At 66.6% G+C, this 14,001-nt stretch carries 13 protein-coding genes; 7 read left to right on the top strand and 6 right to left on the bottom strand.

The window, feature by feature from the left end:
* Positions 1–18 precede the first annotated feature (18 nt).
* Complete coding sequence (locus AB4Z16_RS04215; protein ID WP_441510051.1) at positions 19–1,239, bottom strand: aspartate aminotransferase family protein; 1,221 nt, start codon at positions 1,237–1,239, stop codon at positions 19–21.
* A 542-nt stretch (positions 1,240–1,781) separates the two neighbouring features.
* On the opposite strand from AB4Z16_RS04215, the gene AB4Z16_RS04220 reads away from it, so the two are divergent.
* Entirely contained in the window at positions 1,782–2,330 is a 549-nt protein-coding gene (locus AB4Z16_RS04220; protein WP_441510052.1) for a GcrA family cell cycle regulator, read from the top strand.
* A 77-nt stretch (positions 2,331–2,407) separates the two neighbouring features.
* On the opposite strand, the gene AB4Z16_RS04225 is transcribed toward AB4Z16_RS04220, so the two are convergent.
* The 3 genes from AB4Z16_RS04225 to AB4Z16_RS04235 form a co-directional block, all read right to left on the bottom strand.
* On the bottom strand, positions 2,408–3,451 hold the full coding sequence (locus AB4Z16_RS04225) for an amino acid ABC transporter permease (protein ID WP_441510053.1): 1,044 nt from the start codon (positions 3,449–3,451) through the stop codon (positions 2,408–2,410).
* A complete protein-coding gene (locus AB4Z16_RS04230; protein WP_441510054.1) occupies positions 3,448–4,611 on the bottom strand; it encodes an amino acid ABC transporter permease in 1,164 nt (387 codons plus the stop codon). The genes AB4Z16_RS04225 and AB4Z16_RS04230 overlap by 4 nt, the downstream gene beginning before the upstream one ends.
* 133 nt (positions 4,612–4,744) lie before the next feature.
* Complete coding sequence (locus tag AB4Z16_RS04235; protein ID WP_441510055.1) at positions 4,745–5,776, bottom strand: amino acid ABC transporter substrate-binding protein; 1,032 nt, start codon at positions 5,774–5,776, stop codon at positions 4,745–4,747.
* 206 nt (positions 5,777–5,982) lie between these two features.
* Here AB4Z16_RS04235 and AB4Z16_RS04240 point away from each other — a divergent pair, with 206 nt between their 5' ends.
* Positions 5,983–6,117: a hypothetical protein gene (locus AB4Z16_RS04240; RefSeq protein ID WP_441510056.1), complete on the top strand. Its 135-nt coding sequence runs from the start codon at positions 5,983–5,985 to the stop codon at positions 6,115–6,117.
* A gap of 10 nt (positions 6,118–6,127) precedes the next feature.
* Here the strand turns inward: AB4Z16_RS04240 and AB4Z16_RS04245 are convergent, their stop codons facing one another.
* The gene (locus tag AB4Z16_RS04245) at positions 6,128–7,171 is read right to left on the bottom strand and encodes a GMP reductase (RefSeq protein ID WP_441510057.1); all 1,044 of its coding nucleotides are present in this window, start codon (positions 7,169–7,171) and stop codon (positions 6,128–6,130) included.
* Between the two features lie 143 nt (positions 7,172–7,314).
* Complete coding sequence (locus AB4Z16_RS04250) at positions 7,315–8,379, bottom strand: DMT family transporter (protein WP_441510058.1); 1,065 nt, start codon at positions 8,377–8,379, stop codon at positions 7,315–7,317.
* 213 nt (positions 8,380–8,592) lie between these two features.
* Between AB4Z16_RS04250 and AB4Z16_RS04255 the strand changes: the two genes are divergently transcribed.
* The 5 genes from AB4Z16_RS04255 to hemA all read left to right on the top strand — a co-directional run bounded on the left by AB4Z16_RS04255 (position 8,593) and on the right by hemA (position 13,977).
* Positions 8,593–9,705 carry an AbrB family transcriptional regulator gene (locus tag AB4Z16_RS04255; RefSeq protein ID WP_441510059.1) on the top strand — a complete coding sequence of 371 codons (1,113 nt, stop codon included), beginning with the start codon at positions 8,593–8,595 and terminating at the stop codon, positions 9,703–9,705.
* A 174-nt stretch (positions 9,706–9,879) separates the two neighbouring features.
* On the top strand, positions 9,880–10,626 hold the full coding sequence (locus tag AB4Z16_RS04260; protein WP_441510060.1) for an SDR family NAD(P)-dependent oxidoreductase: 747 nt from the start codon (positions 9,880–9,882) through the stop codon (positions 10,624–10,626).
* A gap of 222 nt (positions 10,627–10,848) precedes the next feature.
* Complete coding sequence (locus AB4Z16_RS04265; protein WP_441510061.1) at positions 10,849–11,364, top strand: invasion associated locus B family protein; 516 nt, start codon at positions 10,849–10,851, stop codon at positions 11,362–11,364.
* Positions 11,365–11,424: 60 nt separating this feature from the next.
* Positions 11,425–12,684: an allantoate amidohydrolase gene (locus AB4Z16_RS04270; protein ID WP_441510062.1), complete on the top strand. Its 1,260-nt coding sequence runs from the start codon at positions 11,425–11,427 to the stop codon at positions 12,682–12,684.
* An 81-nt stretch (positions 12,685–12,765) separates the two neighbouring features.
* A complete protein-coding gene (gene hemA / locus AB4Z16_RS04275; protein ID WP_441510063.1) occupies positions 12,766–13,977 on the top strand; it encodes a 5-aminolevulinate synthase in 1,212 nt (403 codons plus the stop codon).
* The last annotated feature ends 24 nt before the right edge of the window (positions 13,978–14,001 follow it).

Genomic DNA, 14,001 nt, shown 5'->3' on the forward strand with positions numbered 1-14,001 from the left:
GGGGTGGATGGGTTGAACTTATTCGGCGGCCGGGCGCTTCAGCGTCGCCTCGACGGCGCCGGCGGCCCTGTCGAGCCGCGACACGGCCTCGGCGACATCCGACTCGGTGATGATCAGCGGCGGCAGCAGGCGCACGACGTTGTCGCCGGCGCCGACGACCAACAGGCCCTGTGCCCGGGCTTCATTGACGAAGTCGGTGTTGGGCGTGTGGAGCTTGAGGCCGAGCATCAGCCCCTCGCCGCGGATATCGGCGATGACATCGGGATGCTTGTCCTTGAGCTCGGCCAGCGACTGCTTCAGCCTGAGCGCGATCTTGCCGACGTTCTCGATGAAGCCCGGCGCCAGCACCACGTCGAGCACGGCGTTGCCGACCGCCATGGCGAGCGGGTTGCCGCCGAAGGTGGTGCCGTGGGTGCCGAGCGTCATGCCGGAGGCGGCTTCCTCCGTCGCGAGGCAGGCGCCCATCGGGAAGCCGCCGCCGATGCCCTTTGCGATCGACATGATGTCGGGCGTGACGCCGTACATCTCATGAGCGAAGAACTTCCCGGTGCGGCCGACGCCGGTCTGGATCTCGTCGAAGATCAGCAGCAGGCCGTTTTCGTCACAGAGCTCGCGCAGCAGCTTGAGGAAGCGGGGCGGCACGGAGCGCAGCCCTCCCTCGCCCTGGATCGGCTCGATCATCAGCGCGGCGGTCTCCGGCGTGATCGCGGCCCGCAACGCCTTCTCGTCGTCGAAGGGTACCTGGTCGAAGCCGTCGACCTTCGGGCCGAAGCCGTCGATGTATTTCTGCTGGCCGCCGGCGGCGATGGTCGCCAGCGTCCGGCCGTGGAAGGCGCCTTCGAAGGTGATGATGTGATAGCGCTCGGGATGGCCCTTCGCGGCATGGTATTTCCGCGCCATCTTGATGGCGCACTCGTTCGCCTCGGCGCCCGAATTGGTGAAGAAGACACGCTCGGCGAAGGTCGCCTCGCAGAGACGGCGGGCCAGCCGCTCGCCCTCGGGCGCGCCATAGAGGTTCGAGGTGTGCCAGATCTTGCCGGCCTGCTCGGTCAATGTCTTGACCAGATGCGGATGCGCATGGCCGAGCGCGTTGACGGCGATACCGGCGCCGAAATCGAGATAGCGGGTGCCGTCAGCCGTGATCGCCCAGGGGCCTTCGCCGCGCTCGAAGGCGACGGGCGCGCGGGCATAGGTCGGCACGAGCACGGATTGGCTGGCGGAAGCAGGGGCGGGGGCCATGGGGCGAAGATCCTCGCGAAGGGGACGGGGTGAGAACGGATTGGCGCTGAATTGAGAACGACGATCCGGGATGGATGCTGCAGGCGCGCAGCCACGGTAAGACCCGGTTACGACGTTATCGTCGCACCCAACTCCTGAACTCTCGTCGCGCCGTCATCCGCATCGTTCGGGCCTTGATTCCGCAAACATAAGCGCCGCCCGAACGGGGCGGCGTCACCTTGTGGATAAATATGCTTAAGGCGGCCCGGACTGTCAATTCAAAGCGGCGGCTACGGTGTTGCCGAAAGGATTCGCTTGACGACGCAATCGCGAATCGTCTGGGGAAAAGCTGTTTTCGGATTCGCCGACTCTTGTTCGCGAGTCACCGCAGCTTGTATGGTCGGTCTTGTCAGATACGACATTTCGTGCGGCGTCCCCTGTACCGTCTGTTGCGGCAGCAACGGCATTGCCCCTGTGGCAAGGCCGTTGATCCCGGATTCCGTCACGAAGCGCCCTTAAAGGCTGGCCCCGCAAGGGCTGGCCGGACAAGACAGGTGATGCGGATGAACGAAGCCGGAGCATGGACTGACGAACGCGTCGAATTGCTCAAGAAGCTCTGGAGCGACGGGCTGAGCGCCAGCCAGATCGCCGCCGAGCTGGGCAATGTCACACGCAACGCGGTGATCGGAAAGGTTCACCGTCTCGGCCTTTCGGGCCGTGCCAAGAGTGCGGCCCAGCCTGCCGCACCGCGCAATGCCGCCCCCCGCAAAGCGCCGCCGCGCTCGCCCAGCCACCCGATGGCGACCCCGGCGACCCATGCCACGCGCGGCGCCCACGCCCTGGCGCCGGTATTCGCGCCCGAGGCCGAGATCGAGGCAGAGGCTGCACCTTTGCCTTCCGAGGATGTCGTGATCCCGTTCTCCGAGCGCGTCACCATCATGGAGCTGCGCGAGTATATGTGCCGCTGGCCGATGGGCGACCCGACGAGCCCGGATTTCCGTTTCTGCGGCGGGCGCTCGCAGACCGGCATGCCCTATTGCAGCTACCACTCGCGCATCGCCTACCAGCCCGCGGCCGACCGCCGGCGCGACCGGAGCAAGGTGCGGGCCTGATCCAGGAGAACCATCTCCGAGAAAAAGAAAACCGGCCTTCGGGCCGGTTTTTTGTTGCGTGGTTCAGAAAGCCCCCATCAGAGCCGGCGCTTGTTCTCCAGCGAACGGCTCCAGCGCGACAGCGCGAAGCAGATCAGCCAGTAGATCGCACCCGAAAAGGCGTAGGCTTCCATGTTCATGCCGACCCAGTTGGGATCGGCGAGCGAGGCCTGGGCGATGCCGAGCAGGTCGAGGATCGAGACCACCAGCACCAGCGTGGTGTTCTTGATCAGCGCGATGAATTCATTGGTCATCGCCGGCAGTGAGATGCGTAGCGCCTGCGGCAGGACGATCAGGCCGGTCGCCTTCCAGTAGTTCAGGCCGAGCGCCGTTGCGGCCTCGCGCTGGCCCTTCGGCAGCGCCTGCAGGCCGCCGCGCACGGCTTCCGCCATATAGGCCGCGATGACGAAGCCGAGCCCGATCACGGCGCGCGCCAGCCGATCGATGCCGATGCCCCCGGGCAGGATCAGCGGCAACAGCAGCGAGGCGAGGAAGATCACCGCAATGATTGGAACGCCGCGCCAGAACTCGATGAACAGGATGCTGATCAGGCGGATGACGCGCAGTTGCGACTGGCGCCCAAGCGCGAAGAGGATACCCAGCGGGATCGCGATCAGGCTCGAATAGACCGAGATGAACAGGGTGAGCATCAGCCCGCCCCATTCGCGCGTCTCGATGTAGCGCAGCCCGAAACCGCCGGAGAGCAGCCAGATGCCGAGCGGCGGCAGCAGCACGAGCATGGCAACGCCGAGCTTGAGCTTCAGCCGCTGCGGCGCCAAGACGACCGAGGCGATGCCGAGCACGAAGGCGATGCCGGCGATATCGACGCGCCAGCGCTGGTCGACGGGATAGAGCCCGTACATGAACTGACCGAAGCGGGCGCGGATGAAGACCCAGCAGGCACCGCCGGGCGCGCAATCAGCCCGCGTCGTGCCGACCCAGGTCGCATCAATCAGCGCCCAGCGGATGATGGGCACCGCGACCCAGGCGATCGCGAGCGCCAGCACCACGCTGACGAAGCCGGTGAAGGGCGTGCCGAACAGGCGCTCGCGCCAGAGGGAGAGGGACGAGGCGCGGTTCATCGCGTCACCAGGGCGATACGGGCGTTGTACCAGTTCATGATCGCCGACACCGCAAGACCGATGACGAGATAGACTGCGAGCGTCATGGCGATGATTTCGATCGCCTGGCCGGTATTGTTCAGGGCCGAGCCCATGAACAGGCTGACCACGTCGGGATAGGCGATGGCCGCGCCGAAGGAGGAGTTCTTCAGTACGTTGAGATACTGGTTGGTCAATGGCGGGATCATCACCCGCAGCGCCTGCGGGATGGTGACGAGGCGCAGGATCTGGCCGGGGCGTAGCCCCAGCGCCGACCCGGCCTCGGTCTGGCCATGCGAGACCGACTGGATACCGCCGCGGACGATCTCGGCGATGAAGCCGGCGGTATAGGTGACAAGCGCGGCGAGCAGCGCGACGAATTCGGGGATGACGGCAAAGCCGCCGCGATAGTTGAAGCCGCGCAGGACCGGCACGTCCCAGCGCGTCGCGAGCGTGGCCCAAACCAGCATCAGGAGCGGCACGGCCAGCAGCAGTGCGAGGCCAACGGCCAATGTCGGCGCCTGCTGGCCCGTGCGTTCCCGCCGCCGGCGCGCCCAGACGGAAAAGGCCCCGTAGACGAGGACGCAAGCGAGGATGACGAGCCCGGCGATACGGAAGTTTTCCATCCCGTCGGGCAGCGGGATCGTCACGCCGCGATTATTGAGGAAGGCGACGCCGAACAGGCTGATGCTCTGGCGCGGCGCAGGCAGCGCAGCGATGACGCCGAAATACCAGAACAGCACAAAGAACAGCAGCGGGATGTTGCGTACGAACTCGATGTAGGCGCCGGCGATGGTCGAAATCAGCCAATGCGATGAGAGACGGGCAATGCCGACGACGAAGCCCAGCAGCGTCGCCAGCACGATCGCGATCACCGTCACCAGCATGGTGTTGGCGACGCCGACCCAGAACAGGCCGAGGATGTTGTCGGCCTGGGTATAGCCGGTCAGGACGAAGGGTACCTCGATGCCGGAAGTCCGCCAGAGGAAGTCGAAGCCCGAGGCGATGCCGGCCTTTACCATGTTCTCCGAGGCATTGCGCACGAAGAAGATGGTGATGCCGACGAGGAAGACGACGACGGCGATCTGGTAGATCCAGTCGCGGACGCGCTTGTCGTTGATGAGAGAGAAGAAGCTGCTCACGCCGGCCTCGATCGGGAGTCGCGGGCGTCATTCCCGGGCGAAGTGAAGCGCTGACCCGGGAATCTCGTGACGCTCAGGCTGGTTTCCGAGATGGTCGGGTCAAAGCCCGACCATGACGTGCTTCAAGCCGCTCTCACTGGAAGGGCGGGGTGAAGAGCAGGCCGCCCTTGGTCCAGAGCTGGTTCTGGCCGCGCTCGAGCTTCAGCGGGGAGCCCATACCGACATTGCGCTCATAGCTCTCGCCGTAGTTCCCGACCTGCTTGATCGCATTGTACATCCAGTCGTTCGACAGGCCCATCATCGCACCGAAACCACCTTCGGCGCCGAGCAGGCGGCGCACTTCCGTATTCTTGGAGTTCGCCTTCATCTCATCGACGTTCTTTGAGGTGACGCCGAGCGCCTCGGCCGCGATCGTGCCGTTGAGCACCCAGCGGACGATGAGCTGCCAGCGCTCGTCGCCCCAGCGGGTCACGGGTCCCTGCGGATCGTTCGAGATCGGCTGGGTCAGGATGATGTGCTCGTCGGGATTCTTGAGCTTGGCGCGCTGGCCGGCAAGGGCGCCGACGCCGGCCGTGTAGGCATCGCAACGGCCCGAATCATACGCGGTGATGGCGTCGTCGTTCTTCTGAAAATTGGTGATGGTGACCTTGAGGTTGCGTTCGCGGAACCAGTCGGCGGCGTTCTTCTCCTCGGTCGAGCCGGCGGCGACGCAGACCGAGGCGCCGTCGAGACCGGCGGCTTCCTTCACGCCCGTCGATTTGCGGACGACGAAGGTCTGGCCCTCGTAGAAGTTGATGCCCTGGAAGTTCAGGCCGAGCGTGGCATTGCGCGAGAAGGTGATGGTCGAGTTCCGGGAGAGCACGTCGACCTGGCCCGATTGCAGGATCGGCCAGCGCTGCTGCACCGAGGTCGGGGTGTACTTGACCTTGGTGGCATCGCCGAGCACCGCGGCGGCAAGCGCCCTGCAGTAGTCGACGTCGAGACCCGTCCACTCGCCCTTGTCATTGGCGAAGGAGAAGCCGGGCAGGCCGAGATGCACGCCGCATTCGAGATTGCCGCGTGCCTTGACCGCATCCAGCGTCGGGCTCGGGGCGAGCTGCTGCGCCTGCGCAAGCGAGATTCCGGCGGCAAGCACGCCCGCCACGCTCAAAATTCTGATGGTCATATCCGTCTCCCCGAAGCCATTGGCGGCCTTCTGCATTGGAAGCCGACTATGCAACAGCCGCACCGAAAGCGATAGCACCCGGCACGAGCTCGCTTCGGCGCGGCGCCTGAACCCTGTCGAAGGCTGTCAGGAGGCCCGCGCGTGATGGGTCTCTCCATGGGCTGATCTCCGCCGGCCATTCGGTCGGCGCGGCGGCTGGCGCCTTCATGGGCGGCTATCTCGTCGACATGAGCGCGCGCTACGACGCGGTCTGGCTCAGCGCCGTCGGCCTTGCGCTGATGGCGGGCGCGATGGTGTTCCTGATGCGCGAGCAGCCGAAGGCCCAGGCCATTCCGGCCTGAACCGCAGGGCTCAGTTGCCGAACACCGTGTTGAGCTGGGCACCGACCATGATGAAGGTGGTGCGCTTCGACATCTCCTTCAGGCGGACGGCGCCGATATAGGTCATCGCCGAACGCACGCCACCCATCAATTCCTGCATCGTGTCGGCGACGGGACCGCGATAGGGCACCTCGACCGTCTTGCCCTCGGATGCCCGGTATTTGGCGACGCCGCCCGAATACTTCTTCATCGCGGTGTCGGAGGACATGCCGTAGAAGGTCATGGCGACCGGCACCTTCTCGCCGCCGCGCTCCTCGTAGCGGATCTCGCCCTCGCATTCGTCATGGCCCGCGAGCATGCCGCCCATCATCACGAAATCGGAGCCGCCGCCGAAGGCCTTGGCGACATCACCCGGCACGGTCAGCCCGCCATCGCCGCAGACCAGGCCTTTCAGCCCATGCGCGGCATCCGAGCATTCGATGATCGCCGAGAGCTGGGGATAGCCGACGCCGGTCATCTTGCGGGTGGTGCAGACCGAGCCGGGGCCGATGCCGACCTTGACGATGTCGGCGCCGGCCAGGATCAGCGCCTCGGTCATATCGCCGGTGACGACGTTGCCCGCCATGATCGCGGCGTTCGGGAAGGCGGCGCGCGTCGCCTTGACCGTGTCGACGAACTTCTCGGTGTAGCCATTGGCGACGTCGAGGCAGATCTTGCCGATCGGCGACTGGGCGTGGACCGCCTTGAGCTTGTCATGGTCGGCGTCGGTCGTGCCCAGCGAGTAGAAGGCGTTGGCCGATCCGGGCTCGCGGAAGAAGGCGATCAGCTCTTCGGCGCTGTAGTGCTTGTGCAGCGCGACCATGGCGCCGTGCTTCAGCAGCGCCCGCGCCATGCTCATCGTACCGACCACGTCCATATTGGCGGCGATCAGCGGGAAGCCCTTCCACTCCTTGCCCGTATGGGCAAGGTGGAAGCTGCGCTCGACATCGACCTCGGCGCGGCTGCCGAGCGTCGAGCGCTTCGGACGGATCAGTACGTCACGGAAGTCGAGCTTCGGGTCGTTCTCGATGCGCATCGGATTGGCCTCTGGTGGCGTTCTAGCCGGCTCGAGCCGGGAATCCCGAGGGTTTGTGCCCGGGCGACGCACGCGAAGGAGGCGTGCGCTGACATTTAGCGCCGGGTCCCCGGTGATGCAATCCCGAGCCGCCCGGCCGGCGCTCAGGCCGAGGCGGGCGAGACCGGCGGGCGCGCGTTCTTGCGGATGGTATAGAGCGTCGCCCCGATCACGATGACGGCGCCGATCCAGGTGGTGAGCGCCGGAATCTCGGCAAAGAAGACGAAACCGGTGAAGCTCGCCAGCAGCAGGCGGCTGAAATCGAGCGGTGCCAGCGCCGCCGCCTCGCCGACTTGATAGGCGCGGGTGATGAGCCACTGCCCGGCAGTGCCGAACACGCTGAGGACGACCAGCCAGAACCACTGGTTCGGCGTCGGCGGCTGCCACCAGAGCCAGCAGGGCACCGCAAGCAGGGCGATCAGCACGATGCCCTGATAGAGCAGGATGGTGTCGGTGCGCTCGCTCGCCGCCAACTTGCGGACGCTGACGGTGATGCCGGCGCCGAACACCGCCCCGGCGACCGAGAGCAGGGCGTAGACATCGAGCCCGTCGCTGCTCGGTCGCAGCATGATCAGCACGCCGATGAAGCCGATGATCGTCGCAGCCCAGCGCCGGCCATCGACCGCCTCCTTCAGCACGAGGACCGCGGCGATGGTGACGAAGAGAACCTGGCTGAAGCCGATCGCCGTCGCCTGGGCGAGCGGAATCTTGACCACGGCGGTAAAGCCGCAAAGCATCGAGAGCAGCGTGATCACGCTGCGGAAAATCTGCAGGCCGAGACGCTCCGTATGCAGCGCCCGGCGCAGGCTGCCGGCCGCGAAGGCAAGCAGGATCGCGGTCATGATCACCTGCCGGATCAGCAGGATCTGCACCAGCGGGATCGCCTGGCCGACATGCTTGATGCCGGCGACCATCACCGCATAGACCAACAAGGCCGAGATCATGAAGACCGAGCCCCGCAGATTGGGGCTCGCGCCGCGCCACCAATGCCGCAGCCGGCGCAGGGCCTGCCTCCGACCTCCCGGCACCTCGGAGAGGACGATCGGACCGGGCGCGTCGGGTGCGACCAACTCGCCGGAGAGCGGCGGCGCAGCCGGCTCCTGCCAGGCAGGCGCCTCGCCTTCCACATCCGCCCGGCTTAGCCGGCCGGCTTGCCGATCCTCACTCATCGCCCCTCGACCCGGCCGGCCTTGAGGCCGACTCCGCGTTTGTCTCTGTGCAAATCATTGATGAAGCGCGGCAATCCGGCCAATGACAATGTCACATGACCGGGTTGTGCCGGCGGCGCGGCCGGAGCGGACCCGGCATTCCCCACCGGGGGGTGGGCAACCGCACCAACAGTCTCTAGGAGGGCTCCTGTTTCTGTGCCGCGGAGCACGTTCTTGAAAGTTCTGCTCGAAGATTTCGCGAACGGAGTTCGGGGCCTGGCGCCGAGCCGCTTTCCCTATCGCCGCTTCGCCCTGGCGCTGGCGCTCGGCGGGCTCGGCGGCTGGCTGTTCGTGCAGGCGCGGCTGCCCCTGCCCTGGATGCTGGGCTCGATGGTGTTCTGCACCGCAGCCGCACTGATCAAGCTTCCGGTCGCAGCCCCGCCGGTGATCCGGCCGCCGATGACCGCGGTGATCGGCGTGATGCTCGGTGCCTCCTTCAAGCCGGATGTCGTGGCGCAGCTGCCGAACTGGCTGCCGACGCTGGCCGGCCTCGTGCTGTTCATGGTCGCCTGCGGCCTGTGCTGCGTCGGCTATTTCCGCCGCGTTGCCGGCTTCGACCCGGTCACGGCCTTCTTTTCCGGGATGCCGGGCGGGCTCATCGAGATGGTGACGGTCGGCGAGGAGAAGGGCGGCGACGCCCGCATCATCGCCCTGATCCATTCCGCCCGCATCCTGCTGGTGGTGATGACCTTGCCCTTCATCGTGCAATGGATCGGCGGCGTCTCCCTCGGCGGCGGCCGTGTCGCCGGCCCTTCCTTCACGCAGACGCCGCTCGGCTCCGAGCTCTGGCTGATCGGCTGCGGCATCCTCGGCGTGATCGCCGGCCATTGGCTGAGATTGCCGGCTAAATACCTACTCGGCCCGATGCTGATCAGCGCGATCGTCCATGTCACCGGCCTCAGCGCAGCGGTGCCGCCGGCCGAGATCGTCAATGCCGCGCAGCTCGTGCTCGGCGTCACCATCGGCTGCCGCTTCGTCGGCACGCCGCCGCGCATCATCCTGCGCGTGCTGCTGCTCTCCGTGGGCTCGACCGTGATCCTGCTCGGGCTGACGCTGAGCTTCGCCTGGCTGGTGGCGCTGGTCTCGGTGCACGGCCATGTGCCGCTGATCCTCGCCTATTCGCCGGGCGGCCTCGCCGAGATGAGCCTGATCGCGCTCGCACTGCGCACCGAGGTGGCCTTCGTCGCCGCGCATCACATCATCCGCGTCTTCCTGGTGATGGTCTCGGCCGGGCCGATCTTCGGACTGATCGGCCACCGCCGCGAGAAGACCGCGCCGGCGGAATAGCGCCGGTTCTGCCGGCGTAGCGGCCAAACTGCGCGCCCGCTCCGATGACTCTGCCGTTGTCCTCATCGTTTCGCATGCCCGGTCTGCGCCAATCACCGAAACGGAGGCATGCTCTGGCCGGTGCCGATCAGCGAAGCTAGGGTGACCGCAACAACATCGGGGAGGCTGACGGACATGAACCAAATCGATTTAAAGAACCGCGTCGCTATCGTTACCGGCGGGGCCCAGGGAATTGGCCGGGCCGTCGCCGAGCGCTTCGCCGCGAGTGGCGCGACGGTCGCGATCTGGGATGTCGACGGCGCCCTGGCGGAGAAGGCCGCCGCCGAGATCGGCCATGGCGCCGTCGGCGTCGCCGTGGACGTGACGGACGCAACCGCCGTGCAGAAGGCGAGCGACACGCTGGAGGCGAAGCACGGCAGCATCGACATCCTCGTCACCAGCGCCGGTATCGCCGGCCCCAACCACAAGACCTGGGAATACCCGCTGGAGGACTGGGCCCGCGTCATGAAGCTCAATGTCGACGGCACGCTGCATTGCTGCCGGTCGGTGATCCCCGGCATGGTCAAGCGCAATTACGGTCGCATCGTCCTCGTCGCCTCGATCGCCGGCAAGGAAGGCAACCCCAACGCCTCGGCCTATTCGGCCTCGAAGGCCGCGGTGATCGCGCTGACGAAGTCCCTCGGCAAGGAGCTCGCCGACAAGGACATCGCCGTGAACTGCATCACGCCGGCGGCAGCGCGCACCCGCATCTTCGACCAGATGAGCGAGGAGCATATCGGCTACATGCTGGCCAAGATCCCGCGTGGGCGCTTCCTGCTGCCGGAGGAGGTCGCATCGATGGTCGCCTTCCTGGCCTCGGCCGAGAACAGCTTCACCACCGCCGGGGTCTTCGATCTCTCGGGCGGGCGGGCGACCTACTAGGCGAAGCGGCGTCGGCAGCCCGGCGTGGAGCCGGCCGCGGGGCTTCTGGCTGCCGCGCCCGGCTGTGGAAAACACCCCTCAAACGGCCGGCGTCGCCTCCAGAAGGGCGCCGAAACGTGCCCCGGACGGCCCTGCGCCAGATCGACGCACAAATATCTTGATCATGTTTACGCCTCGGTAAGGCTCTCTTTTCACCCTGAAGGGGCAAAAGGAGATAAAGCGATGATCAAGATGGCGCTCTCAACGGCCGCCCTCGTCCTTCTGACGGCCTCGGCAGCTCAGGCCGTCACAGCCAAATCGCTCGGGCAGTTCAGCGACTGGAACGCTGCGACCTATGAGCACAGCGATAACCAGCGTTGCTTCATCATGGGCAGGCCATCGACCGAGGAACCTTCCAGCCTGCGCCATGGCGAGGTGTTCTTCTTCGTCCAGACGGGCAGCCGCGAGAGCGATACCGAATCAAGTTTCCAGACCGGCTACGACTTCGCCAAGAACTCGGTCGTCACCGTGACCATCGGCGACGACAGCTTCCGCATGCTGACGGAGGGCAACAACGCCTGGCTCGAACGGCTGGAACGCGAGCCGGCGCTGCTCGCCGCGATGCGGGCCGGGAGCAGCATGGTGCTGGAGGCGCGCTCCGCCCGGGGCAACGTCACGAGCTACACCTTCTCGCTCACGGGCGTCACGGCTGCCTCGCGCATGATGCAGCGCTGCGATGCGGGGGCGACGCAGAGCTAGAACAGGACCTTTGCGAAAAACCGGTTCCCGTTTTTTGGTATCCTGCACTAACGTCGGGGCATGACGCAGACGCTTCCCTCCGCCGCCGTGCTCGGTGCCCGCGCCTTTGCCGCGCTTGCGGGCCTCAACCGCTTCAGCGACGAGCCCGGCAAGCTAACTCGGCTCTACCTTTCACCGGCGCATCGGCAGGCGGCGGAGTGGGTCAAGGGCGCCATGGAGGTGGCGGGGCTTACCGCCTTCATCGATGCCGCCGGCTCGGTGCAGGGGCGGCGCGACGGCACGGTACCCGGCGCACCGGCCGTGCTGGTCGGTTCGCATATCGATACGGTCAAGGATGGCGGTCGCTTCGACGGCAATCTCGGCGTCGTCGCCGGCATCCTCGCGGCCCAGGCGTTGCGCGATGCGGGTATCAGCCTGCCCTTCCCGCTCGAGATCGTCGCTTTCGGCGACGAGGAGAACGTGCGCTTCCCGACGCATCTGTCCACTTCGGAAGCATTGGCGGGCGCCTACGACCCAGCCTGGCTGGAAGCGCGCGACAGCGAGGGCGTGAGACTTGGGGATGCGCTCGTCGCCTTCGGCGGAAACCCAGGCGGCATCGCCGCGCTCGCGCGCAAGCCCGGCTCGATCCAGGCCTATCTCGAAGTCCATATCGAGCAGGGCCCGGTGCTGGAGGCGGAGAACGAGCCGGTCGGCATCGTCACCGCGATCAACGCCCAGAGCCGGGCCCGCGTGCGCGTCACCGGCGAGGCCGGCCATGCCGGCACCGTGCCGATGGCCCTGCGCAAGGACGCGCTGACGGCCGCCGCCGAGATGGCGCTGGCGCTGGAACAGATCGCGGCCGGCCATGAACTCTCCGTCGGGACGGTCGGCGTGCTCAGGCCCGAGCCCGGCGCGACCAATGTCGTCCCCGGCGCGGCCGAGTTCACCATCGATTTCCGCGCGCCGAAAAACGAGACGCTCGCAGCGATGGAAGCCGAGATCCGCAGCCGTTTTGCCGAGATCGCGTCGCGCCGCGGCGTCGGTCTCGAGATCGTGCCCTATGCGAAGGCCGATGCCGTCCCGATGGAGCAGCGCCTGCAGGACGCCTTGGCAGCCGGCATCGCCAGATCCGGAAGCAACATCGCCGGCCGCAAGCTCCCGTCCGGAGCGGGGCACGACGCCATGACCATGGCGGCGATCGCGCCCGCGGCCATGCTGTTCGTGCGCAACGAAAAGGGCATCAGCCATTCGCCGCTGGAGAACATGAGCGAGGCAGACGCCGGCATCGCCATCAAAATCTTGATCGAAACGCTTCTGGAACTGGCCGAAAGGTCAAAGTAGAAGAATTCCAGCCGCGACACCGCGCACCATTCCGCAAGAGGCCGGAAAGGCCTAGGAGGGGCGCGCCGCAGGAGGCTGGCCATGGATTTCGAGAGTTTCTTCCGTAGCGAACTGGACGGGCTGCACCGCGAGGGCCGCTATCGCGTCTTCGCCGACCTGGCGCGCCAGGCCGGCCGCTTCCCGATCGCGACCTATCACGGCGAGGGCGGCCTGCGCGAAGTCACCGTCTGGTGCTCGAACGACTATCTCGGCATGGGGCAGCATCCGAAGGTTCTGGCCGCGATGCATGAGGCGCTCGACGGCTGCGGCGCGGGCGCCGGCGGCACCCGCAACATCGGCGGCACCAATCACTACCACGTCCTGTTGGAGCGCGAGCTCGCCGATCTGCACGGCAAGGAAGCGGCGCTGCTGTTCAACTCCGGCTATATGTCGAACTGGGCCTCGCTCTCGACGCTCGCGGCCAAGCTCCCCGGCTGCGTCATCCTGACCGACGCGCTCAACCATGCCTCGATGATCGAGGGCATCCGCCATTCGCGCGTCGAGAAGCATATCTTCGCGCATAACGACCCGGATGATCTGCGCCGCAAGCTCGCCGCGCTCGATCCTGCCCGGCCGAAGCTGATCGCCTTCGAGTCGGTCTATTCGATGGATGGCGACATCGCGCCGATCAAGGGATTCTGCGACATCGCCGACGAATTCGGCGCGATGACCTATCTCGACGAAGTCCATGCCGTCGGGCTCTACGGGCCGCGCGGCGGCGGCATCTCCGAGCGCGACGGCCTGACCGACCGGATCACCCTGATCCAGGGCACGCTGGCGAAGTCCTTCGGCGTGATCGGCGGCTACATCACCGGTTCGGCCGCGCTCTGCGACTTCATCCGCAGCTTCGCCTCCGGCTTCATCTTTTCCAGCTCGCTTCCGCCTGCGGTGGCGGCCGGCGCCATCGCAGCGATCCGGCATCTCAAGGAGAGCTCGGCCGAGCGCGAGCGCCAGCAGGACCGCGTCGCGGCACTGCGCGGCAAGCTCGATGCGGCCGGCATCCCGCATCTGGCCAATCCCAGCCATATCGTCCCGGTGATGGTCGGCGAGGCAAAGGCCTGCAAGTCGATCAGCGACGAGCTGCTGGCGCGCTTCGACATCTATGTCCAGCCGATCAACTATCCGACCGTGCCGCGCGGCACGGAGCGGCTCAGGATCACGCCCTCGCCCTTCCATTCCGATGCCGATATCGACAATCTGGTCGCCGCGCTCGGCGCGATCTGGGCGCGCGACGGGCTGAAGCGCGCGGCCTGAGGGCTGCCGGAGGCGTCATTCTCG

It is taken from the genome of Allobosea sp. TAF32 (assembly GCF_052113585.1).
GTDB lineage: Bacteria > Pseudomonadota > Alphaproteobacteria > Rhizobiales > Beijerinckiaceae > Allobosea.